The sequence below is a fragment of the Flavobacterium sp. UMI-01 genome, assembly GCF_019656315.1.
GTDB lineage: Bacteria > Bacteroidota > Bacteroidia > Flavobacteriales > Flavobacteriaceae > Flavobacterium.
This window is the reverse complement of sequence record NZ_BPLU01000067.1, coordinates 24,464-45,273: the sequence shown is the minus strand read 5'-3', so window position 1 is coordinate 45,273 and position 20,810 is coordinate 24,464. Positions and strand designations below refer to the sequence as shown.

29 protein-coding genes are annotated in these 20,810 nt (G+C 39.9%); 22 read left to right on the top strand and 7 right to left on the bottom strand.

All coding sequences use genetic code 11. From position 1 onward, the window contains the following. Positions 1-59 precede the first annotated feature (59 nt). The 5 genes from K5R64_RS14085 to K5R64_RS14065 all read left to right on the top strand — a co-directional run bounded on the left by K5R64_RS14085 (position 60) and on the right by K5R64_RS14065 (position 2,287). Entirely contained in the window at positions 60-590 is a 531-nt protein-coding gene (locus K5R64_RS14085; RefSeq protein WP_220764806.1) for a hypothetical protein, read from the top strand. A 61-nt stretch (positions 591-651) separates the two neighbouring features. Then, complete coding sequence (locus tag K5R64_RS14080) at positions 652-825, top strand: hypothetical protein (protein ID WP_220764332.1); 174 nt, start codon at positions 652-654, stop codon at positions 823-825. A 23-nt stretch (positions 826-848) separates the two neighbouring features. Further along, the gene (locus K5R64_RS14075; RefSeq protein WP_220764330.1) at positions 849-1,487 is read left to right on the top strand and encodes a hypothetical protein; all 639 of its coding nucleotides are present in this window, start codon (positions 849-851) and stop codon (positions 1,485-1,487) included. Positions 1,488-1,496: 9 nt separating this feature from the next. Next, the gene (locus K5R64_RS14070; protein WP_220764328.1) at positions 1,497-1,997 is read left to right on the top strand and encodes a hypothetical protein; all 501 of its coding nucleotides are present in this window, start codon (positions 1,497-1,499) and stop codon (positions 1,995-1,997) included. A gap of 68 nt (positions 1,998-2,065) precedes the next feature. After that, positions 2,066-2,287 carry a hypothetical protein gene (locus K5R64_RS14065; RefSeq protein WP_220764326.1) on the top strand — a complete coding sequence of 74 codons (222 nt, stop codon included), beginning with the start codon at positions 2,066-2,068 and terminating at the stop codon, positions 2,285-2,287. On the opposite strand, the gene K5R64_RS14060 is transcribed toward K5R64_RS14065, so the two are convergent. From K5R64_RS14060 to K5R64_RS14030, 7 genes are all read right to left on the bottom strand, one after another. Then, entirely contained in the window at positions 2,277-2,795 is a 519-nt protein-coding gene (locus K5R64_RS14060; RefSeq protein WP_220764324.1) for a hypothetical protein, read from the bottom strand. The genes K5R64_RS14065 and K5R64_RS14060 overlap by 11 nt on opposite strands. Then, positions 2,782-3,291 carry a phage virion morphogenesis protein gene (locus K5R64_RS14055; protein ID WP_220764322.1) on the bottom strand — a complete coding sequence of 170 codons (510 nt, stop codon included), beginning with the start codon at positions 3,289-3,291 and terminating at the stop codon, positions 2,782-2,784. The genes K5R64_RS14060 and K5R64_RS14055 overlap by 14 nt, the downstream gene beginning before the upstream one ends. A 71-nt stretch (positions 3,292-3,362) precedes the next feature. Further along, positions 3,363-4,583, bottom strand: a complete 1,221-nt coding sequence (locus K5R64_RS14050) for a phage minor head protein (protein WP_220764321.1) — start codon at positions 4,581-4,583, stop codon at positions 3,363-3,365. 62 nt (positions 4,584-4,645) lie between these two features. Next, entirely contained in the window at positions 4,646-5,920 is a 1,275-nt protein-coding gene (locus K5R64_RS14045; RefSeq protein ID WP_220764320.1) for a hypothetical protein, read from the bottom strand. After that, positions 5,917-6,342 (bottom strand): phage protein Gp36 family protein, encoded by a 426-nt coding sequence (locus K5R64_RS14040; RefSeq protein ID WP_220764319.1) that lies wholly within the window; start codon positions 6,340-6,342, stop codon positions 5,917-5,919. Before K5R64_RS14040 ends, K5R64_RS14045 begins: the two co-directional genes overlap by 4 nt. Beyond that, positions 6,342-7,862 carry a hypothetical protein gene (locus K5R64_RS14035; RefSeq protein WP_220764318.1) on the bottom strand — a complete coding sequence of 507 codons (1,521 nt, stop codon included), beginning with the start codon at positions 7,860-7,862 and terminating at the stop codon, positions 6,342-6,344. Before K5R64_RS14035 ends, K5R64_RS14040 begins: the two co-directional genes overlap by 1 nt. Positions 7,863-8,104: 242 nt before the next feature. Then, positions 8,105-8,602 (bottom strand): helix-turn-helix domain-containing protein, encoded by a 498-nt coding sequence (locus K5R64_RS14030; protein WP_220764317.1) that lies wholly within the window; start codon positions 8,600-8,602, stop codon positions 8,105-8,107. A gap of 198 nt (positions 8,603-8,800) precedes the next feature. On the opposite strand from K5R64_RS14030, the gene K5R64_RS14025 reads away from it, so the two are divergent. The 17 genes from K5R64_RS14025 to K5R64_RS13945 all read left to right on the top strand — a co-directional run bounded on the left by K5R64_RS14025 (position 8,801) and on the right by K5R64_RS13945 (position 20,786). Next, the gene (locus K5R64_RS14025; protein ID WP_220764316.1) at positions 8,801-9,958 is read left to right on the top strand and encodes an ATP-dependent Clp protease proteolytic subunit; all 1,158 of its coding nucleotides are present in this window, start codon (positions 8,801-8,803) and stop codon (positions 9,956-9,958) included. Positions 9,959-10,043: 85 nt separating this feature from the next. Continuing rightward, a complete protein-coding gene (locus tag K5R64_RS14020; RefSeq protein ID WP_220764315.1) occupies positions 10,044-11,054 on the top strand; it encodes a hypothetical protein in 1,011 nt (336 codons plus the stop codon). 23 nt (positions 11,055-11,077) lie between these two features. After that, positions 11,078-11,599 (top strand): N-acetylmuramoyl-L-alanine amidase, encoded by a 522-nt coding sequence (locus K5R64_RS14015; RefSeq protein WP_220764312.1) that lies wholly within the window; start codon positions 11,078-11,080, stop codon positions 11,597-11,599. Positions 11,600-11,602: 3 nt separating this feature from the next. After that, positions 11,603-12,106, top strand: a complete 504-nt coding sequence (locus K5R64_RS14010) for a hypothetical protein (protein ID WP_220764311.1) — start codon at positions 11,603-11,605, stop codon at positions 12,104-12,106. A gap of 3 nt (positions 12,107-12,109) precedes the next feature. Beyond that, entirely contained in the window at positions 12,110-12,463 is a 354-nt protein-coding gene (locus K5R64_RS14005; RefSeq protein ID WP_220764310.1) for a hypothetical protein, read from the top strand. 5 nt (positions 12,464-12,468) lie between these two features. Continuing rightward, positions 12,469-13,650: a DUF2586 family protein gene (locus tag K5R64_RS14000; RefSeq protein ID WP_220764309.1), complete on the top strand. Its 1,182-nt coding sequence runs from the start codon at positions 12,469-12,471 to the stop codon at positions 13,648-13,650. 32 nt (positions 13,651-13,682) lie between these two features. After that, a complete protein-coding gene (locus K5R64_RS13995) occupies positions 13,683-14,084 on the top strand; it encodes a hypothetical protein (protein ID WP_255580389.1) in 402 nt (133 codons plus the stop codon). Beyond that, positions 14,084-14,470: a hypothetical protein gene (locus K5R64_RS13990; protein WP_220764307.1), complete on the top strand. Its 387-nt coding sequence runs from the start codon at positions 14,084-14,086 to the stop codon at positions 14,468-14,470. Before K5R64_RS13995 ends, K5R64_RS13990 begins: the two co-directional genes overlap by 1 nt. A 257-nt stretch (positions 14,471-14,727) precedes the next feature. After that, positions 14,728-16,710, top strand: a complete 1,983-nt coding sequence (locus K5R64_RS13985; protein WP_220764306.1) for a phage tail tape measure protein — start codon at positions 14,728-14,730, stop codon at positions 16,708-16,710. After that, on the top strand, positions 16,710-17,333 hold the full coding sequence (locus K5R64_RS13980) for a DUF6046 domain-containing protein (RefSeq protein ID WP_220764305.1): 624 nt from the start codon (positions 16,710-16,712) through the stop codon (positions 17,331-17,333). Before K5R64_RS13985 ends, K5R64_RS13980 begins: the two co-directional genes overlap by 1 nt. Positions 17,334-17,461: 128 nt before the next feature. After that, on the top strand, positions 17,462-18,301 hold the full coding sequence (locus tag K5R64_RS13975; RefSeq protein ID WP_220764304.1) for a hypothetical protein: 840 nt from the start codon (positions 17,462-17,464) through the stop codon (positions 18,299-18,301). Continuing rightward, on the top strand, positions 18,301-18,771 hold the full coding sequence (locus tag K5R64_RS13970) for a hypothetical protein (RefSeq protein WP_220764302.1): 471 nt from the start codon (positions 18,301-18,303) through the stop codon (positions 18,769-18,771). The genes K5R64_RS13975 and K5R64_RS13970 overlap by 1 nt, the downstream gene beginning before the upstream one ends. Position 18,772: 1 nt before the next feature. After that, entirely contained in the window at positions 18,773-18,991 is a 219-nt protein-coding gene (locus K5R64_RS13965; protein WP_220764300.1) for a hypothetical protein, read from the top strand. 1 nt (position 18,992) lies between these two features. Then, the gene (locus tag K5R64_RS13960; RefSeq protein WP_220764298.1) at positions 18,993-19,271 is read left to right on the top strand and encodes a hypothetical protein; all 279 of its coding nucleotides are present in this window, start codon (positions 18,993-18,995) and stop codon (positions 19,269-19,271) included. Next, positions 19,268-19,624: a hypothetical protein gene (locus tag K5R64_RS13955; RefSeq protein WP_220764296.1), complete on the top strand. Its 357-nt coding sequence runs from the start codon at positions 19,268-19,270 to the stop codon at positions 19,622-19,624. Before K5R64_RS13960 ends, K5R64_RS13955 begins: the two co-directional genes overlap by 4 nt. Next, positions 19,621-19,914, top strand: a complete 294-nt coding sequence (locus K5R64_RS13950) for a hypothetical protein (protein ID WP_220764294.1) — start codon at positions 19,621-19,623, stop codon at positions 19,912-19,914. Before K5R64_RS13955 ends, K5R64_RS13950 begins: the two co-directional genes overlap by 4 nt. Then, positions 19,914-20,786 carry a nucleotidyltransferase gene (locus K5R64_RS13945; RefSeq protein WP_220764292.1) on the top strand — a complete coding sequence of 291 codons (873 nt, stop codon included), beginning with the start codon at positions 19,914-19,916 and terminating at the stop codon, positions 20,784-20,786. Before K5R64_RS13950 ends, K5R64_RS13945 begins: the two co-directional genes overlap by 1 nt. The last annotated feature ends 24 nt before the right edge of the window (positions 20,787-20,810 follow it).

The window sequence follows — 20,810 nt, the reverse complement described above, 5'->3', positions numbered from 1 at the left end:
CCAAACAGCCCTTTGTAATAAGTGGCAAACTATTGTAGAACAAGTAATCAAAAGTGAAAATGATACTACCCTTTAGCACACAACTCAACGGAAAACCCACTTATTTTGTTGAAAAAATATGGAAGTCATTAAAGCCAATAGATTTAAGTGAGGTCATTGCTGAAATAGATATGAAATATTTAGCTCCTTCATATAAACATAATGAACTCAAACCCAAACTCCACACCATCCGCCTCGACGAAAACGACCTTTGGGAAGCAGGAACAATAATTGACTTCTTTATCAATTGCCGTCAACCAAATATGTTTAGGTTTGCGCCTCAAATTCCTGTTGTTAGTGTTCAAGAAATATTTATGACCCGAAGAGGTTCAATGTTAGAAATTTCTATTGCAAAAGTAGATTCATATATAGGTGATGACGACTTTCAGTTAGATGCTTTTCAACAGGGAGATTTAGCCTTAAATGACGGCTTCGAAGATTACAACGACTTCAGAAATTACTTTTTAGATATTATTGAAAAGAAAGGAAAAGAGACAGGTAATTATTGGTTTAAAGGCAAAATAATTCACTGGACGGATTTAAAATATTAAATTATTTGTAAGACATATTGTAAAATAAATTAAATTTGAGCCAATTTTAAAACCAATTATCATGAAAAAGAAATTACTTATCGGGGCAATTGTAATTGCACTTACTGGCGCATTTTATGCCTTTAACTCAACTGATGCTACATGTACAGGATCAAAAAATTGTTCAGCTTGTAAAAACTGTAAATATTGTGGTCATTGTGCCAAAAATGGGGGTAGCTGTGGGGTTTGTAAATAAGTGTAACGAAAATAAGAATTTTTATGAAAGCAATTAAATGGATCGGGATTGTCTTTGTAGGACTCCTTTTATTAGGTTTGTTAATGCCAAAAAATGATAAAGATAAAAACCTAAACTCAGAAGCCGACAGTGAGCTAATTGTAGTGGACACAATGGATAGTAACTCAGGCAATTTAAAAGTTAATATAGATAGTGCTAAGATTAAAGAGTTAAAACCACTTTTTAAGCACAAGAAAGATGAATTTAGTGAAGAACAAACAGAATGGATTACACCTATCGCCTCAGCTCGTTATAGGAACGAAAATGGAATCTATTGTTATTTCTCTGAAAACAATTTAAGATTCGTTTTTCAATATCATGCAGATGATTGGTTATTTATCAAAAATTTCCAATTTTTGATAGATGATAAGCCCTATAGCTTCACGCCCGATGACATAAAAAGAGATAATGACGAAACGGGAATAACAGAATGGTTTGACTCAAGCGTAAACAGTAGCAATGGTTCCAGACAAATCGTAGAGGCACTTGCAAAAGCAAAATCAGCTAGGGTTAGGCTAAATGGTGATAATTATCATCACATAACTAATTTTACAGCAAAGCAATTAAAATCAATAAAAAACACTTTAGAGTATTACAATGCTTTAGGATATACTTTAAACTAAAATTGGAAAATGAAAAAACTATTATTACTCACCGCATTATTAATCGGTTTTTTTAGTCAGGCGCAAGATTACAGCAGCTATTTGGCCGCAGCAAACAAAGCTTTCGAGTCTGGAATGTATCGCCAAGCTTATGATAACGCTACGAAAGCCATCGAACTAAACGCCACCAACGAGGCTCGATGGTTAAGAGTGCAATCTTCACTTACTGCAAACGCTCCAAAGGAAAGACTGGAAACCGCAATAGTCGATTTGAACCTGATAGCTCAAAAAGAGCCAACGGCTAAAACCTATAAAACGCTTGGACTAGCCGAGGAGCAATTAGCGACATTCATTTTACATTTTAATAAAACAGTACCCGGATATTTAAATGAATCGGAAGCGCACTATCGAAAAGCAAGCGAGGCATATAAGAAGGCAGTGGGGCTGTCCCCGGAGCTTGAACCGAAGCTTAAGTATGACATAAAAAACATTGCCAACAAATTAGAAGAGATTAAGGCAACTAAAGCCTAAATTAAAACAATAAGCCCACCCGAAAAAGTGGGCTTTTTTTGTATGATAAAGTTTTCTATTTTTGTGATATGGCAGTAAAACCCAATACCGTTAGATTACACCAGGATATCAAAAAGGAATTTGATAAAATGAGTAATATCCGCGAATATGGAGTTCAAAAATACTCCACGGATTACATTTTACACGCGATTGCTCAAAAGTACTACAGAGCCGCAAAAACAGTCGAAAATATTGTTTTTGGCCGTGTAAATTACCCTAACCAAAACCAAACTGAATTATTTACGGATTAATGATGTAATTATTGTCTTCCTTTGGTTCTATAGCCACATCTAGAAACTCGCCCTCTTCCCACTCTTTACTTGCGCTATAGTCGATAAGCTCACACTTATAAGTAATAGTATATAAATTACCTGCGCCGCCCGTATCTACAGGTGAAAACGAAATACGGCGCATATTGCTGTAACCAATTCCCGTGCTGCCATGTAACAATTTATTAACCTCGTCAATAATGTCTAAAAAGGCAAGCGCCCCGTCCTCATTATAAGCCCCTTTATAGGTGTCTAAAAAAGTTTCGTAAAATAAAAATACATCGACCTGCATTTCTACTTTTTGCATTTTTGCACCCGCATCTTGCATTTGGTTACTACGGAACGCCAAAAATAAAGCAGGTGCCGGAAATGGATGTTCGCCCTCTAAATTGTAAACTTGAGAGTTCCATAAATCGAGCCACTCAATTGCCTCAATTTTGCCGGTTAGTAATGTGGCCAGTTCTTTGTATAATTCTTTAAAGTTTTGCATCGCTATGTTGTTTAAAACGTATTGAAATTTGATTTAAAAGCCATTTATCCAAACTGCTCATCATTTGCTTACTTTCGCCTATAAACTGGCGTTTTGGGTACCGGGTGTCTATTTTACGGCTATGAGCTTTTACTTGTTCCCGTTTCCCTTTTCGGGTTCTGTGGTGCGCTCTGACATATTGTACCGCTCGCATACGTTCCCCGTTGTTGTGTAAGCCTGCATAAGGCACGTGTGTTCCAAAGGAAATTTGCGTGTCGTTTTCCCCTAAAACACCCAAACTTTTACGTAAAAAAGTCGTGTCCTGCAAGATGGCTCCACCCGGTCTTTTGTCCGGTTCTTTTCGCTTTTCCCAAGCCTGAAAACTCGCATCTGTAAAGCCCTGATTTTGGAAACTATCATCAAACCATTGCAAACAAAACACTTTTGCGTAGCGTCTTGCATCGTCTTTAATACCCTCCGCAATGGCTAAAAAATCAGGAGTTTGTATTTTACTCATAATTATTTGTATATTTGCATTGTAGTTAAGCACGCGGGTTATTCCAAGTGCGTCCGCTACAGAAAAGCAATCTATTTTTTAGGTTGCTTTTTTCTTTTATACACTCTTACTTCCTTACCGTCTTTTGACACGATATAAACCGTTTTAATAAACGGATGAATGCCGTCTAACTTCAATACATTTTCAATTTTAGTATAAGCGTTATCAATGCTATCCTTGTTCACAGATAAGTCAAAAACAACTACCTCACATTGTTGGTCATTGGCCTTTTTCAATGACTTTTTATAATTGGTAGATTCCGGCGCTTTTCGCTCCCCTAAAACTCCATTAATTAAGTATTCCGGATTTTTATGTCCTTTAACAATATGCCCGTCTATATGTGGACGTATTTGGATATTTAAGCCCAGATTATCCACAAGCACAATAGCCGTTTTTACATTGCCTTTTAGGTCGGATTCATCGGCAAAAATGCTACCCTCTAATTTCTTACCCTCTTTGGATTTATAAACAAGCTCCACAGGGGCGTTAAGTTTAGAAAGCTCCGTATTTCTGAGGGCGTTGTCATTTGTTTTTAAAAGTTTAAAAAACGAACCTTTAGCCGTAAAAATTTCTTTATCCTTGGCCACATTGCCTTTAAATTGCGGTTGCGGTAAATCCTCTTCTTTGTCGCCCGTGATATCCTCAGCCGTAGCGACCACATCACAACGACAACGCCAGTCCAAAGGCGGGTAATATTTAGCCCAAAAATCGTCGTCAATGGGCTTGATTATCCCGTTTAGCCTTTCATGTTCCGGGCGCACTCTACTGTCTCCCACACTTTGGTATTTAAGGTTCGGGAATAAGTCTTTATTTTCCTGTAAGCGCTCCCATTTTTGCGCCATTTGTGCCGCCGTTCTTGCTGTTTGGTACTCCGCCTGTAAATAGTTGACGTTGTACTGCCTGTTAATACTTTTGGCAAGTTGTGCAAATTCATTAAAAGGTCTTAGTTTCCCGTCCTGATCATAAAGCAACTGGTTTAACTGCTCAAGCTGTGCGTAAGTTTTAGCCCCCGAAAAAACATAAATGTTCTTTTTTAGCTCATTTGGGAGCGAGCCTTTACCATCTGCGGGAAATTTAACCCAGTCTTTACCATAGCCTTTTTTTGCCCCGTCTGCTAAATCGGAGTAGGTTTTTGATACAAGTTCCTGGCTTAAATCTTCGGGCTTGATTTTTCCGTTGTGTAAATCATTGGCTAGTTTATCGATAAGGGCATCATAGCCACTAAAATCAACCGCCTTGAAGTTATCGGTCAAACAAGTTTCACAGCCGCAGTCTTCAGCGTGATAACTGGAAAATATTTGTTTATAAATGGCCGCTACTTCTCGCTCAAGCTTTTTTTTTTAATAGCATCGGCGGGCTCTGTTGGAACGGCTCTGGCGCTTTTTTGACCTAATATGGTAAAGCCCGTTTTTTGGCTTATTTCTTCGGGGTCTAGTTCGAATTGCTGCCCTAAAATATTAACCAAGTCGGCTACCTCCTTAGGTGTTTGCGATTCGGTATTATCCCAGTCAAAATAATGACCTTGCAGGACACCATAAGCGGGACTAATTTTTATAAGTCTTGGGAATAGCTGCTCGTTAATAATGTTTTTTACTAAAAGCTTATCACTTTCAAAACGGTCTTTTGCCAAACGAAATTGAATTTCGGAACTACCTACAAAGGCTTTTTCATCTGTTAAGCCTGCACCCCCTAAAATACGTTTTGCCATTTCGCCGTTGGCGCGTTCAATGAGTTTGTCAAAATTGTCCGGGTTTCCCCCGTCGGCTTTTCCAATCTCAAATTTTTCCTGACCGCGTCCCACCATAAAACCGTTACCTTTAAAATTACTGGCGGCTTCGAATAATTCTTTTAAACGGGTGTCGTCTTCGCGGTCTGTAGTAATGAATAAAGCGGGTACGCCATATTTCTCCACATAGTCCAACCATGAGCCAAAGCCTAATTTTTTAGCCAAAATAATAGGAGCCATTTGCGCGAGCATACCTAATTCGTTGTCCTTACCCACTTGAATATAAAACTGCTTTAACGCCCCCTCTTTATATGGCCAACCTTTGTTATCACCAGGCGTTTTTGTAATCAACCCTTTTGAGGCATTAAAAAATGGCATTGGAATTTCGTCCACCTCGGCAAGTTCCTGCGTTTCTGGGTTGATATCAAACAGCTCAATAAGCTTAGCCCCCTCAAAGCGTTTCATTAAAACCAGTCTTACGAACTCTTCAAACCAAGTGCGCTCAAAAAGCCATGATAAGTCCTCGTTTTCGTCGCCGTTTTCATTTACGATTTTAAAGGGGGAACGTTGACAAAATAAGATACGGCTGTCAATAATTGATGCTAAATGATTGTCTAGCATCAAATTTTTATACAATGCATGCAATGCCGTTTTATCCGGGTTCTCTGGGTCAGTTGCTAACATGATAGCCTGAGTCCATTCTTTTAAGGTTTGCCTTTGCATGGTCTCGGCCTCATAATTCAACTGGCTTGATGGCGCATTTCCATTTTTAGCCACCGCAACCGCATTTAATAAACGCGGGTCGGCTCTTAGAATGATTTTCTTTTCAATAGCGCGATATAGGGGTAAAAATGGATTTTTCATATATAAAAATTCGAGTTTGAATTGTTCCCCCAGAGGGTATTACTTTTAATAGGGTCGCCGTTGTCATCTACAGGAGTAGGCAAACCGTCGAGCGGTATTTTTCCAGTTGATATGTCGTTAAGCCATTTGATAGCCTCGTCATAGTCTTCTTTGTACTCAGTTGGTACTTTACGCGCGGCATTTCTTTTAATCACTCTATAAAGCACAATTCGGGAAATAATTTGTACTAACATTTCGTTGATTATTGGAGCGCCCTCTGTAAAAATTAAATTAACATTATAGCGGCTTCCAATCATTGTTTTTACAAAGTCAATAGCGCGTTTCTCGGCATTGTCTAAAACCGTTTCGTCGTCTTTTGTACTTTCGTCAATAAAGCGCTCGAAGGCGTCGGTTATAAGGTCTTCCTTTTCTAAATAAATCATTACCAACAATTTTTTTGTTTATACTTCCCGCTTGTATAACCACCTGATCCATTGCCCGAGCCATACACTACATATTTTTCAAGTTCGGCAATACCGCCTTGGTGTGCGTCGGGGTAATCGTCATGCGATTTATAACCCGGCTCAATCCCAAATAATTGGGCTAAACCTACCTGCATATCGTTGGAGTGCTTTAGCTTTTCATTGTAATAAATGCGCCCGTTTTGATAATAAGGTTGTAGCTGTGAAATGCGATCGTATTTACCCGTTTTCGGTCGGTCTCTTTTAATGATGTTTAAACGGCAATTATGTTGCTTTTGCCCCTCGTCAATAGCGCTTTGTACGGCATCGTTCCAAAATTGCGACTCAAAAACCCAATGTATGACCACAGTTTCGGGTAGCGCTTTTTGATACATACACATATAAGAAACCGCCTCTCTCATTTTGCATTGTTTGATAAATCCGTCAATTACCCAAAAATCCTTATCCTTTAGCCCTTGTATGGCAATGGCGTTGTAGTCAGAAGTGGCAGAACCCGCGTAAGCGACGTCCCAATAACCAAAAATGATTTTGAAAGTGTTAAGCTTTGGCAAAGGTGCGTATTGAATGTCTTTTTGTATAAAAATAGTACCTTCAATATGTGGCGAGTTGTTGTACTCCGAACGAGCGGCCAAAGCCCCAATTTCTTGCTCAATAGACCTAAAATAATCCGCCGTGTATTTACTTTTCCAAGTCGGCTCATAAGTAACCGGATCGTAGGCATTAACCCTGTGCACTACCCAATCGGGGTGACGTTCTTGCAAAATGGTTTGTATCATTCTAGCGGCAAAACGGTTGTTTGCCTGTATGAACCTCCTGTACTCGCCGTCCATAGTTGGAATTAAATCCCTTTCCACCCAATTAGCCATTTTCTCCTGTCTAGACGGGTTTTGAACTAAGTCCTTCGTTTCGCAGTCGTCCATTACTATAATTGTAGGACGTTTGTTTTTTACACGCAATCCCCTAACAGATTGCCCCATACCTAAAGCCTGCCCGATAAAGCCACCTTTAGTAATGAAAAAACCGTCTTCCCAGTTACCTGGATTATATTGTACGCCGTAATCATTTATAATTTGCGGGTTTGCCTCAAATTCGGCTCTAATGTCTTCTAGTAATTGCTTGCCCCTGTCCGCATTATTACCCACTAAAACCAAATAAACTGGCTCGTCGTTAATCCATAACCAAAAAGGAAGTAAAACGTCTGCAAAAACTGACTTTGCCTGAGCGCGTCCCCATTCTAAGAAAGCCTTTATAGCTTTGTTTTTTTTGGCTTTACTGGAAAAATCAATATGAAAGTCTGGAACCTCCGCCGTTGCATAGTGCGGAAAATAACGCTCAACACAAGCTTTAAAGCTTTTTTTTGCTTTATCTATGGCGGCTTTGCGTTCTAAGGGTGTCTCATACGGATTTATAGCACTTGAAGAGCCTATAAGCTCCAACTGCTTTAAATACCTCTGAACACTTTCTTTGTCGTTCCTTTTCATTACTTTTTGATTATCCTTTTATCAATAGTGTGATTGATTTTGTTTTCCCCGAAATCGTAGAAAATACCGGTTACCACTTTTACGCGTCTGCGCTCGTGATCAATTCTTTTGGAGTCGACAATTTGCCCAACTTGGACGTTACACCCTTTTTTCAAAAAGTGTGAGCCTATTTCTAAATAGTACTGTTTTTTAGAAGCCTTATTTACCATAAGGCTTAAGATTTTTTTAAATAATGACATAGTTTATCCTAGTTTTTGAGCAATACTTTGTAAATGGGCTTTTTGAAAGTCAAGGGTTTCTAAATAGGCTTTTTTATCAAAGTTTTGAAGCGCCTGAAAAATATCCTCCATTACTTCCAAATAGGTTGAAAGTGATATTTTGAAGTTTTTCTCCATTTTCTCCAAAGCCTTTTGATACATACCCACTTCCTGCGCGATGCGTGTAGTTTCTTTTTTGAGCGCCAAAGCAAGGGGCTTATCCCCGTTGAACTCGGCGACTTTAATTTGCTCTAATACATCTAAAGTAGAATCCGTAAGCTCCGCAATTACTTTCTTTATGTTTTCGGCTCTGTTAGTCGAGTTATTAAGACGTGCGTCGCGTTCCTGCTTCCAGTTGAATTTTTTAACCCAATCGCCAACCGTTTTTTCAGTTACGCCCAAATCCTCCGCAATTTCCTTTTGCGTTTTATAGAGTTCGACGTATAGCTTTTTAGCGACTTCCTGTTCTTTCTTTTTTGCCATTTAATACCAATTTATTAGCCTATCGTTGGTACAAAATTGCCTACTTATTAAGGCAAAAAAAAACTACTATTCTAACTCGATTTTTAATTGTTATTATTTTAGTATCAAATAGTTACTAAGTCGGTAAGCTAATTTTTTTACCCCCTTTTTTCGCTAAATCTTTGTAATCTCAAAATGCAGGAAAAACAACTTTTTTAGATGAAAAACAGACTAATACCTATTGTAACCGCTTCTTTAATGATTGCCTTTAGTGGCTTTGATATAGTGGCGATGTCTCAAAAGTATCCGCTTAGTATTTCGGCAGTGGCAAAAGATGATACTGCCGAAATACGAATAAGTGGCGTAATCCACCAATGGCAAAACTCGGCTCAGGAATTTAAACTACAAATTGACGGCTTACTGGCTAAAGGTGTTACTAATGTTAGACTTTATATCAATACGCCCGGCGGTTCTGTTTTTGAGGCTAACGAAATAGCCAACGAGATAAAACGCTTTACGGGTACGGTTTCTGGCTTTGGTGGCGCGTTAGTAGCCTCGGCGGGTTCTTACCTAGCTCTAATATGTGACACTTTTGAAATGGCCGAAAATGGACAATACATGTATCATAAACCTATGGGAATGATTTCCGGTAATGAGGACAAAGTTAAAGCCGACTTAAAACTACTTGAAAACCTTACGAACCAATACCGCACCGCCTACGCTGAAAAAACGGGAATGTCTGAGGACGAGATTGAAGCGAAGTGGTCAAAAGGCGACGTTTGGCTGTCTGCTAAAGAAGCAATGGAACAAGGCTTTATTACGGATGTATCCACTAAAAAAGAAAAAATTACGGAAGACCAAAAGGCGCTTTTTGTGGCCTGTGGTGCCCCAAAGATTCCTGAAGTAAAAATTTTAAAACCTGAAAACAATATGAAAAACAGAAACGAGCTTATCGCAAAGCTGAAATTAGCGGCTGATGCAACGGATGAGCAAATCCTTGAAGCAGTTAGCAAGGTGACCGAAAAGGCGGGTCAGGTAGATGTGCTTCAACAGTCTCAAGCTGAATTTTTGAAAAAGCAAGCCGAGACATTAGTTGACAACGCCATTACTGCCGAAAAGAAAATCACGGCAGATGTTAGAGACCAATGGGTTAAAGCGGCCACGAATGATTTAGAAGGGACAACTGCTATTTTAAAAGCAATGCCAAGCATCACTAAACCGTCTGCACAACTTCCAAGCGGTGACCCCGCGGCAACCGGTAGAGAAAAATGGACTTTAGAAGATTACCAGACTCAAGACCCAAAAGCGCTTGAGGAAATGATGGTGAAAGACCCTGAGGCCTTCAAAAAATTAGAGGACGCTTATTTCGCAAAATAGCAATCTGAAAAACAAACGTATCAAAGAGCCTTGACAATGGCTAAGGCTCTTTTTTTAAAAAGCAATTAAATACACTTTAAAGAAAATGAAAAACTATTTTAAACTATTGATGTTGTCATTACTTATGATTGTGGCAACCGTTGTGGCTCACGCTACTAATATGGGCGCACCTGAGGGGGTAGCAATGGCGACCTTAACCTTAAGCCCTTTGCAGTTAAAAAATACAACTGCCGAAAAAGAAATGATCAAACAGTTACGCCACGAGCATACGTGGGTTTCTGAAATCAAGTCAAAGCAAAATTGGGTAAACCAGGATACGATTAAAATTCCTAAACGTGGGCAAGCCCCAAAGGTGTTGATTGACAACACGAACTACCCAATCGTTAAAAATGAGCGTGATGATAGCCACGTAATTGTAGCCTTACACAAATTTGATACTGAAAACACAGTAGTAACAAAAGACGAGTTATACGCTTTACCATACGAAAAAGTATCTGATGTACAGGAACAACACCGCGAAACCTTGGAGGATAGTACTCTTGAATATGGTTTATGGGGATTAGCTCCACAAGCTCACGACGCAGCTAATAACTTGTTCGTATTAGAAACTACCGGAGAGGACGACGGAACGGGGCGTTTGAGATTAACTACAAAAGACCTTAGAAGCTTACAGGCTACAATGAATAAGGCGGGTATTGATAAAAACGGTAGAATCCTGATTTTGTCAGACGATCACGTTTCTGACTTATTGGACGAGGATAAAAAATTCTTTACTCAATACCATAATCAGGCTGAGGGAGTAATCTCTAGTAAATACTACGGCTTCAAAGTTTATGAGGACTCCACTACACCTGAATACAACGACACTACATTAGAAAAGCTTCCTTTTGAGTCTGTAACTGTTGGACGTAAATCGTCTGTAGTATTCCACAAGGGAACTACTGCCAAAGCAGTAGGAACTGTAGAGCGTTTCGCAAGACCTGCAGAACTTGACCCAGAGAACAGAGAAAACACAATCGGGTTTAGATTATACCACATTATCGTTGCCTACGGTATTGAGGGGTCTGCCGCGATTATTTCAGGCAAGGCAGCCTAATTTAAAAATGGCGGTCTCAGGCAATGCGCCTAGACCGCACCCAGTGGGGTAATATGGAAGCGAAAAACATAAAATTTATAGCGGTGCATTGCTCCGCGGGTTTTGGAGATGTCAAAGCCATTCAAGCTTTTTGGAAGTCTAAAGGCTGGGTTTCGCCTGGATACCATAGACTAGTAGCCGTTGACGGCACAATACATAAGCTATTAGACTTTAACAAAGTCAGTAACGGAGTTTTAGGCTTTAATTCCCAAACATTAAACATTTGCTACATAGGCGGTGTTGAAAATAAAGGAACTGCTAAAAGCCCAATTTGGAAAGCTAAAGACACACGAACAAATGACCAAAGAACGGCATTGATTACGTGTATTAATGAAGCTTTACAATGGTTAAAAGCCAATGGCAATGACTGCTCTAAAATTATCATTAAAGGACACAGAGATTTTAGTCCTGACAAGAACGGTAACGGAGTAGTTGACAGTTGGGAGCGAATCAAGGAATGTCCTTCATTCGACGCCATCCCAGAGTACAAACATTTATTAAGCTAAAAGATGAAATTCAAATGTCTAATCTATTGGTTTTTGATGCTGTTTATCCTCTTATGGATGACCAGTTGTAAAACGGCAAAGCCGACGGTAATTACCAATACGTACAAAGAAACCATTAAAGAAACGGTACACGATACTGTTTTTGAAATAGCGGCAGACAGTAGTGCCTATCAAGCTTTACTAGATTGTCAAAACGGTAAAGCAGTATTGAAACAAATTACCAAAGCCACACCAGGGAAAAACTTAGCCATTCCAAAAGTAACAATAAAAGACAATCAACTTATTGTTGACTGTTTGGCGGAAGCCCAACGATTATTTGCGCAATGGAAATCATTAGAAGTGTATAAAACCCTAACGAAACAACAACCGGTTTACATAGAACACGAGTTAACTTTTTGGGAGCGTTTCTTTATCGGTTTAGGAAAAATTGCCCTTACTCTTGGAGTGATTACGGCAACCATTTGGATCATTAAAAAACAAATCACGGCTTACGGCCTTAAAAATTAAAGTATGAAAAAAGTTCTAACAGAAGACCAGTTAAAGGAAAAAGCAAACGAGGTCTTTAAACAATATCCAAAAGCAAAACAAGCTTTTGCAACGGTAGACGGGAACGTTTTCCTTGAAAAAAACCGCGCTGAAATACATGCAGGGAAACAGGGGACTGTATTGACCTATGACCGACCAGTTCCGGAGGCTTCGGAATCGGCATTGGGGAATAAACCAGCTAAGGCAGATGATGTAATTAAAGCCATTTCGGAGGTTCAAACAATTGAAGAGCTTGAGCCATTCAAAGCCGACATTAGAAAATCGGTAATCAAAGCCGTTGAAGAAAAAACCGCAGCCTTATTGGCGGCTAACGCGTAATAGTAATGGCTAGATTAACAGGTGTAACTACAGAAAAGCTACAAGGCGGTTTAAACCGCCTTGCTACTGGAACGGATAGCCATATAGCAATTATTTGTGCGGGTGTTCCAGCTGGGGAAATTGCTACGGCAATAAACAATGCGGGTAAAGGCGTAGTTCTTACTGCGGCTTATGATGCGGAGGTTTTAGGAATAAACGAAAGCTTTGACGCTAATAATGGTATTAAGCTTTATGAGGACATAGTAGAGTTTTTTGACCTTGCGCCTACAGCAACATTGTACCTTTTTAACTCGGCCGTAAAAGCAGATATTAAAGGGTTTATCAATCAGAATAAAGAGATTAAAGGCTACGGATTTAATATTGCTTATAACGAGGACGTTCCAAACGTGACAACCGTTGTAAATGAGCAACAACTTATTGTTGACGAGTTTGCCGCCGAAAATCGCCTACTTGATTTTGTAATGGTTGGGTTTGACGGCCTTAATGATTTCTCTTTAGACCTTTACTCTCTAACAGCGGCTAACGTATCCGTTTGCGCCGCTTGTTCTGACGATTCAGGGATTATTCGAGTAGGTTCGGCGTTAGGAATGCTTGCCGCCAGAAAAATCAATGAAAATTTAGGATCGGTTAATATTGAAAATAAACCGCTTGCTAAACGTGGAACTCAAGACTATCCACTTACGGACGAGAAAAAAGGCAGATGGCTTGACGCTTATTTGCCAACTGGAGAAACCGTGGACTCCATTGATAAAGCCGTTTTGAACGCTATCCGTGCAAAAGGTTATATCGTAGTGGCAGCTTATGAGGGCTACGCGGGATTCTTTTTTGAGAACTCCTACACCTGCATAGACCGAGAGTCTGACTTTGCCTTTATCGAAAATAACCGCACTTGGAATAAAGCGGCTCGAATTATTAGAGCTACGCTATTACCAGAGGTTAAAGGGCGCGTTAAAAAAGACCCACAAACGGGGTTTATTGCCTCCACAACTGTGGGGCGCTGGACGGGCTTAGTTAACAAGGCTCTTGAGGGGATGGTAATTGCTGACGAAATAAGCGGCTTTGATGTCTACATCAACGAAAAACAAGTAGTAACCGAAACTTCTCCCGCGAAGGTAAAGGCCTCAATTGTTACGGACGGTATTGTCCATGAATTTGAGGTAGCGGTAGGATTGACAAATAGCATTTAACTATGGCAACAATTATAAATAAGTTTGGTACAATGCAGGGGTGGAACTCCATCATGTGTAACCTTTTAGGCCGCGATGTTGAGGGCTTTACAACTTTAAAATATACCGACAACGTAGATAAGCAAAACGTAAAAGGTGGCGGAATGTACCCAATAGGGCGCTCACAATCTAATTATGAGGCGGAGGCCTCGATTACTTTGTATAAAGAAGAGGTTGACGCAATTCGCAAATCTCTTCCGCCCGGTAAAAGACTACAGGACATTGCGCCTTTTGACATTACCGTTGATTATGTTAACGACGAGGGCGTAATTACCAGAGACCGAATCCGTACTTGTGAGTTTACAAATGCGGGTAACGAAGTTTCCCAAGGCGACGGAACTATCGCCCTGGAGTACAAACTGATTATTTCACATATTGAATACAACGTAATCTAATGGACGATATTGAAAACATGGAAGTGCAGGCGGAACAAGTAATTCCGCCTACAGTAATCCGACCATACTCGGATACGGAGATTGAGGCTCATGCCGCTAAATGTGGAGGTAAAAGAAACTTGCGCGAAATTCCAATTACAACTGACAACAACGAGCAATTTGTGTACTTGGTGAAAAAGCCAACCAGAAACGTAATGCAGGCGTTAGCCGAGGAGGAAAACAAAGGCGAAAAAAAGAATGTAACCACCATTCAAAAATTAATGTTAGGCTGTGTTTTAGAGGGTGATAAAGACGCCTACGAATATGACGGGGCGATTTATTCTCAACTTTTAAAGTCTATTGGCTCACTCGTAAAAACGGCTCAGTCTGACATAAAAAAGATTTAGACGGGTTTTGGCTAAACCCCGAGGATGATAAAGGCTCGGAGGACTGGATTCGTAAGATAAATGCAGTTATCCGGGTACATTATAAAATAAATCCCGAAGAGCTAACAGATCAGGAATGGACACAGCGCTTTCAAGACTGGGTTTATGTCAACCGATTGAATTTAGAAGCTCAGGAGGCCATGCTTGAAAAAACATTTAGAAAAGTACTGGTAGAAGTTGTAAACGAAGCCTTTGGGAGTAATAATCAATAGTAATTTATGGACGTAACTACATCATGGATACTGGAATTTGTTAACCACATTACCAAGCCTGTAAAGGACGTAATGAAATCGGTTAATCAAATGACTAGCGGTTTAGACGATGTTAGCGAAGCCGTTAAATTATCTGAAAAGGACACCCGTATAGCCCTTACAAAATCAAAGGAGTACTATAAAGATTTAGAAAAGTCGATTAAGGAAGTCGAAAACGAGCTTAAGGATTTAGAGAAAGCTAAAAAAAGTGATTCCTGGGCAGAACAGCAAAAAGCAAATACGGCCTACGAACAGGCAAAGATTAAAGTTGAAAAATACCGCCAAGCTTTACAAGGGGCAGAGGACGACGTTAAAGACTTAACGAACCAAGTAGATAAATTCGATCAAAAGGCGCAAAAGTGGACAGACTTAGCCACAGGGATTAACCAAGGAATTGAATTAATCCAAAAGGCAACCGACAGCTTAGATTTTAATGTAGACGTTCAGAACCTTACAACTCAGGTGCAACGTATGACCGACTTAACCGGTGATGCTCTTGACGAATTTGTAAAGCGCTCCCGAAATATCGCTGCGGTTTATGATCAAGACGCGGAAGATATTGCAAGGGCGGCAAATGCCATGACAAAGCAAAACGGCGGCACTTTTGAGGAAAACTTAAAACTTATTGAGGAGGGCTATAAAAAAGGGGCAAATGCTAACGGCGATTTTATAGACCAGTTAAAGGAGTACCAACCCTTTATTAAACAATTAGGACTAGACCAATCGGAAGCCATTGCGTTAATTGCTAAATCAGGTAAAGACGGCGTTTTTTCGGATAAGGCAATTGACAGCATTAAAGAGGCTGATTTGTCACTTCGTGAAATGACAAAAGCACAAGTTACGGCATTGGCGGGTATTGGTTTAAAGCCCGAGGATTTAGAAGGTAAATCCACCTTTGACGCTGTAAAAATGATTAGTGCCAAAATGAAAGGTGCAACGTCCCAAGCCCGGCAAACTATCATAGCCGATATTTTTAAAGGCGCGGGAGAAGATGCCGGTATCGCATTTGTAGATGAGCTTGGAACCATGGACTTAGACCTTACAAAACTTCCAAGTGTTGAACAAGCGGGAGCGGGTATAAAAGGTTGGTTTGCGGATATTAGTACATGGGCGGGTCAAGCCTTTGGAGATATCGGAATTTATGCGCAGCAACTTTCGCCAATGATACAAATGGTAGCGGGTGCAATTCCAATCTATCAGGCTTTGACAAAGGTAACTTGGTTGCAAAATATAGCGTCAACAGTTTTAAGCGGAACTCAAAAAATATTGAATGCCTTATTTGTAAGCTCACCTATTGGGTGGGTTGTTTTGGGAATTGGGGCGCTTGTTGCGGCCATTTCGATTTGTTGGGAAAAATTCGAAGGATTTAGACTCGTTGTGTTTAAAGGTTGGGAAGCCATTAAATTATTCGGTAGCGTAATTAAAGATTATGTTGTAGATCGAATTAAAGGGCTACTCTCTGGAATAACAGGACTCGGAAAAACTCTAGTACAGTTCTTTCAAGGCGACTGGAAAGCGGCTTGGGAAACGGGCAAACAATCCGTATCGGATATCATGGGGCTTGACGCGGGTAAAAATGCGGCTAATAAATTTAAAGAGGGATGGTCTGGAGCTATGGCAACTGGTCAGACAAAATCAGACGCCTATACCGCAAGTAAAAAGTCGCAGGAAAAGCCAAAAGCTCCAAGTGTAAACGACTACTTAAAGAAATCGCCGGACGTTTTAGGCGCTGCCGCCACCGGTGATACTAAAAAAAGTACAGGAAAAGGAACGGGCGACGGGCTTAATGTAGGCTCAGGTTCTAATGGTATTAAATCCATTGTAATGAATCTTACCGTTAACAACGCCTTTAGTGTTGCTAAAGGTGAAAATATAAGAAATATAGCCGACCAAATTACGAGTCATATTAATGACCGTTTGCGCGATTCGGTAGTTAATTTAGGAGGATAATGGCAGACATAAGATATAACGTTTCTCAGCTTTTTCAGGCGGCTTTTGGTATTAACAGTCCTGTTTATATTACTGAGCCACTACAGAAACAAGCCCCCGCAAATTTAAGTTTTAAAGGGATTGAAACGCTACCGGAATATTATAAGGCCGATGCGGTTAGTTGGATGGGTACGCCCATTATGTTTTCCGCTAGTTTTTTAGGACGTTCTTATAAAAGGTATACACCACAGGGAGAAATTGAACTTGTTAAAATGAGTGATTTTAGATTACCTGCGGCGACAATGTTTAGTTTCAGACGGGCGCACAACATTACCAGAACGAACTTACTGGGGAACAACGGAACGGTTAAAGAGATTTACGGTTTTGACGACTGGGTTATCGATGTTAGAGGGCTTTGCCTTGATGAGCCAAACCAGTCGGCTCACGAACAACTTGAGCAGCTTTTGCAGTGGGAGAACTTGGCCGACGGTATTGACGTAAGCGGCGCCCTTTTTGAACAACGCCGAATTTCAAGGGTTTGTTTTTCAGATTGGAGTGATAACCTACAGCAAGGAAGCTCGGGAGTCATTGCCTTTCAATTTCAATTATTTAGTGATGAGGATATAATTCTAGCGACATCATGATTTTAACGATGACTTGTAAAATAGCGTTTCATAAAAATGAACGCCGCGACGAAATTATATTAAACAGGGTAACTGAGATTGAGCTTGAGAGCTCTTGGAAAGAAGTAACCGACAGGGGCTCGTTAACCTTGCCACGTAACGTAAGCTACTTTAATAAGTACAACGTCCGAGAAGTATTTAGAAAGGGTGATGCCATTACGATTTACTTCGGTTATGACGGGAATAACGAAAAAGAGTTTGAGGGTTATATCTCTGAGGTATCGGCAGATATTCCAATCGTGATCAAGTTTGAGGACGAAATGTTTAACGTGCGTAAGATTCCCGTTAATTATTCGGCGGCCAATACAGGATTAAAAGAGCTTTTACAAACGATTATTCCGGGCTACGAAATTGACGCACTTGAGGGCGTACAACTTGGGGCTGTCAGACTTGCAAAAACAGGCGTTGGCGCGGTACTGGATAAATTACAAAGCGATTGGGGGCTATATACCTATATGCGTGGTAAAACGGTGGTGTGTGGTAAATACTATGTGGATGAAAGTGAATATAAGCCCGTCAATTTTAACCTTGAGCGTAACTGTGTTTCAACGGCATTAAATTATAAGAAAAAGGAAGATGTAAGCCTTAAAATTAAAGTGGTTTCCACGCTCTCCAACGGTAAAAAAATTGAGGTTGATAATATTGGGGATAAAGACGGTAACGAACGCCAGTTGACTTTTTACAATATTGAACTTAAAGCCGAACTAGAGCGATTAGGCAAACTGGAATACGAAAAATATAAGGTTGACAAATTCGAAGGCTCTTTTACAGCCTTTGGAATTCCAACCGTAAGACACGGTTTAAAAGTGACCATAAAAAGTAATTTATATGAAGACCGTAATGGTAATTATTATATCGAAAAAGTGGTCAAAACATTTAAGCCGGGAGGAATAAGACAAGAAATAACCTTAGGGGATAAAGTAGCATAATGAGTCAAGTAGCCGAATTTAACCGATTGATTAGCCAAAAAATGAAGGAGTTAATTCCCATTCAAACGGCTTGGGCTACGGTTAAAGACGTGGACTGGGAGAAAAAGACAATGACTGCTACCGGTCTTGCCGACGATTTGGATTATCCCGGCGTCTTATTAGGTTTAGGAACTGAGTTTAGAAAGCCAAAATCAGGCACTAAATGCCTCATTGGAATTGTAAGCAATTCGGCAAACTCATTTTTGATAACCGCTGATGAAGTTGAAGAAACCATAATTAAAAACGGTAATAGTACCCTAACGGTAAAAGAAGACGGGTTTATTGTTAAGCAATCGGATGAAAGTCTTAAAACCATTTTTAACGATATGATCAACGAAATCAATAAAATAATTGTTGTTAACGGGCGCTCAATAAACGTGGCCGCTATGAACGCAATTAAACAACGTTTAAACACTGTTTTAATAGAGTAAAATGGCAGCAATTACAGAGGCACAATTAGCGAATTTAATAAAAGAGGCTTTTGACTTTGACTCAGATAAAGAGGGCGTAAATCCCGCTGAGGCAAGACAACGTCAGGCTAATAAAATAGCCTCGGCAATTAAGCAGTTTGTTGTAGGCCGAGAAACCACGGTTACCGGTACATCGGCCACAGGAGGCGCAGTAACCGGAACAGGAGTAATAAAACCGTAAAATGGCAGGAAAAGGGATATTATTAGACGAAAACAACGACTTGCTTATTACAGGCGGGCAAATGGTTGTAGGAGATTCCATAATGCAGGAAGTAGCCATTATTATCGAAATGCCACAAGCCGCCTTAAAGTCAAACCCATTGTTAGGAGCTGACTTAATAAAGCTTTTGAAGGCAAATACCTCAAAGGTTGACATTGAACGAACAATAAGAATTCAACTAGAGAAAGACCGAAAAGACTATAGCACTATTAAGAATAAAATAAAGACAACTATTAAATGATTGATTTAATACAACCTTATTTAAGTGAATCAATTACCGCGTTATTAGGTGGTTTTATCACTTGGGTTTTTACCCGAAAAAGACAAAGTGTGGACATTAATACTACGGAAATTGATAACGGTTCTAAGGTTGTTACCCTCTACAAAGAAGCACTAGACGATTTAGAGGGGCGCTATGAAAACAAGTACAAGCATCTTGAGGAAATGTCTAAAAACATTGAAAGTTTGTTTGAGAAAAAAGAGCAGGTCTTGTTACAGGAAATAGACTACCATAAAAAACAAGCGGCATTGTATAAAAAAATGTACGACGATAAAGTTCGGGAATTTAATAAATACAAAAAGGAGCATCCATGAAAGTAATTGCGGGACAAAGCTTATCTGACGTAGCTGTACAGGAAGACGGGAGCATCGAGACTGTTTTTGAATGGGCTTTAAAAAATGGCAAGTCGATAACTGAAAAGCTAACTCCTGGGGAAACACTCATAAACCCAAACAGCAGTTTTATAAATAAGGATATCTCAACCTATTTTCAGGGCGTCCAAAAAAAGATTGCTACAGCATTAACCAACCAAAACCACGAGCTTATTGTAGCCGATGAAGGCATAGGCGCAATGATTATCGAATCAACATTTATAGTAAGATAATGGGAAGAACTAAGAAACAAATAAAGGCAGAAATCACAACGCCATTTATGGCAAATGAAACTTTGGCGGCAAAATATGGTTTTGCGGTTGGAGCTTCATTTGATGCTGAGTTTTCGCTGGTGAGTTTGGAAAACATTCTTTTTGAAATTATGGCTTTGGCGCTGTTTATTCATGAGCTCTTTTTTGACCAACATACCAAGGAAGTTAACGAACGTCTGGCAAACGAAAAAGCAGGTACAAAACCTTGGTACCGAACGATGGCTTTACGCTTTCAATATGGTTTTGACTTGGTACCCGACAAAGATTATTTTGATAACGGTACCGCCACGGCTGAGCAAATAGAAAACTCTAAAATTATAAAGTATGCAGCGGTTAATGAGGCACAAGACAGTAGCCGTGTTATTCTTAAGATTGCAGGTGAAACGGATGGAGTGTTAACTGATTTTGATGATCCCGCACAAGTTGAAGCTATTGAAAGTTACATAAACGAAATACGTGTAGCGGGTGTTGAAGTTACAATCATTAATTACAAAGCGGATAGGCTTTATTTGAATTTAAGAATTAAGCGTGACCCATTGGTTTTAAGTGCAGACGGATTGAGCAAACTAGACGGGAACTACCCTGTAAACGAAGCTTTACAGGAATTTATGAAGGAACTGGATTTTAACGGCGAATTACGCTTGTCGGCTTTGGTTGATAAGTTGCAGCTAGTTCCTGGTGTTTTAGACGCTACTTTATTAAGTGCCTCTAGCTCATGGATTGACCCCGCTCTTGACGGTTACGGAGTTCCACAACCGATTTTTATTTCTAAAATAGCCGAAAGTGGGTATTTTGAAATAGTAACTTTTGATAACATCGCTTATGTGGTATAACCCTTCGACTTCGCTCAGGATGAC

What these genes read in the sequence shown, in the direction of transcription:
- K5R64_RS14065 (WP_220764326.1), top strand. Translation starts at nt 2,066, where the DNA reads ATGGCAGTAAAACCCAATACCGTTAGATTACACCAGGATATCAAAAAG.
- K5R64_RS14080 (WP_220764332.1), top strand. Translation starts at nt 652, where the DNA reads ATGAAAAAGAAATTACTTATCGGGGCAATTGTAATTGCACTTACTGGC.
- K5R64_RS13950 (WP_220764294.1), top strand. Translation starts at nt 19,621, where the DNA reads ATGAAAGTAATTGCGGGACAAAGCTTATCTGACGTAGCTGTACAGGAA.
- K5R64_RS14005 (WP_220764310.1), top strand. Translation starts at nt 12,110, where the DNA reads ATGAAAAAAGTTCTAACAGAAGACCAGTTAAAGGAAAAAGCAAACGAG.
- K5R64_RS14015 (WP_220764312.1), top strand. Translation starts at nt 11,078, where the DNA reads ATGCGCCTAGACCGCACCCAGTGGGGTAATATGGAAGCGAAAAACATA.
- K5R64_RS13970 (WP_220764302.1), top strand. Translation starts at nt 18,301, where the DNA reads ATGAGTCAAGTAGCCGAATTTAACCGATTGATTAGCCAAAAAATGAAG.
- K5R64_RS13985 (WP_220764306.1), top strand. Translation starts at nt 14,728, where the DNA reads ATGGACGTAACTACATCATGGATACTGGAATTTGTTAACCACATTACC.
- K5R64_RS14020 (WP_220764315.1), top strand. Translation starts at nt 10,044, where the DNA reads ATGAAAAACTATTTTAAACTATTGATGTTGTCATTACTTATGATTGTG.
- K5R64_RS13980 (WP_220764305.1), top strand. Translation starts at nt 16,710, where the DNA reads ATGGCAGACATAAGATATAACGTTTCTCAGCTTTTTCAGGCGGCTTTT.
- K5R64_RS14040 (WP_220764319.1), bottom strand. Translation starts at nt 6,342, where the DNA reads ATGATTTATTTAGAAAAGGAAGACCTTATAACCGACGCCTTCGAGCGC.
- K5R64_RS14025 (WP_220764316.1), top strand. Translation starts at nt 8,801, where the DNA reads ATGAAAAACAGACTAATACCTATTGTAACCGCTTCTTTAATGATTGCC.
- K5R64_RS13965 (WP_220764300.1), top strand. Translation starts at nt 18,773, where the DNA reads ATGGCAGCAATTACAGAGGCACAATTAGCGAATTTAATAAAAGAGGCT.
- K5R64_RS14030 (WP_220764317.1), bottom strand. Translation starts at nt 8,602, where the DNA reads ATGGCAAAAAAGAAAGAACAGGAAGTCGCTAAAAAGCTATACGTCGAA.
- K5R64_RS14060 (WP_220764324.1), bottom strand. Translation starts at nt 2,795, where the DNA reads ATGCAAAACTTTAAAGAATTATACAAAGAACTGGCCACATTACTAACC.
- K5R64_RS14075 (WP_220764330.1), top strand. Translation starts at nt 849, where the DNA reads ATGAAAGCAATTAAATGGATCGGGATTGTCTTTGTAGGACTCCTTTTA.
- K5R64_RS14045 (WP_220764320.1), bottom strand. Translation starts at nt 5,920, where the DNA reads ATGAAAAATCCATTTTTACCCCTATATCGCGCTATTGAAAAGAAAATC.
- K5R64_RS14085 (WP_220764806.1), top strand. Translation starts at nt 60, where the DNA reads ATGATACTACCCTTTAGCACACAACTCAACGGAAAACCCACTTATTTT.
- K5R64_RS13960 (WP_220764298.1), top strand. Translation starts at nt 18,993, where the DNA reads ATGGCAGGAAAAGGGATATTATTAGACGAAAACAACGACTTGCTTATT.
- K5R64_RS13945 (WP_220764292.1), top strand. Translation starts at nt 19,914, where the DNA reads ATGGGAAGAACTAAGAAACAAATAAAGGCAGAAATCACAACGCCATTT.
- K5R64_RS14000 (WP_220764309.1), top strand. Translation starts at nt 12,469, where the DNA reads ATGGCTAGATTAACAGGTGTAACTACAGAAAAGCTACAAGGCGGTTTA.
- K5R64_RS14070 (WP_220764328.1), top strand. Translation starts at nt 1,497, where the DNA reads ATGAAAAAACTATTATTACTCACCGCATTATTAATCGGTTTTTTTAGT.
- K5R64_RS14035 (WP_220764318.1), bottom strand. Translation starts at nt 7,862, where the DNA reads ATGAAAAGGAACGACAAAGAAAGTGTTCAGAGGTATTTAAAGCAGTTG.
- K5R64_RS14055 (WP_220764322.1), bottom strand. Translation starts at nt 3,291, where the DNA reads ATGAGTAAAATACAAACTCCTGATTTTTTAGCCATTGCGGAGGGTATT.
- K5R64_RS13995 (WP_255580389.1), top strand. Translation starts at nt 13,683, where the DNA reads ATGCAGGGGTGGAACTCCATCATGTGTAACCTTTTAGGCCGCGATGTT.
- K5R64_RS13990 (WP_220764307.1), top strand. Translation starts at nt 14,084, where the DNA reads ATGGACGATATTGAAAACATGGAAGTGCAGGCGGAACAAGTAATTCCG.
- K5R64_RS13955 (WP_220764296.1), top strand. Translation starts at nt 19,268, where the DNA reads ATGATTGATTTAATACAACCTTATTTAAGTGAATCAATTACCGCGTTA.
- K5R64_RS14010 (WP_220764311.1), top strand. Translation starts at nt 11,603, where the DNA reads ATGAAATTCAAATGTCTAATCTATTGGTTTTTGATGCTGTTTATCCTC.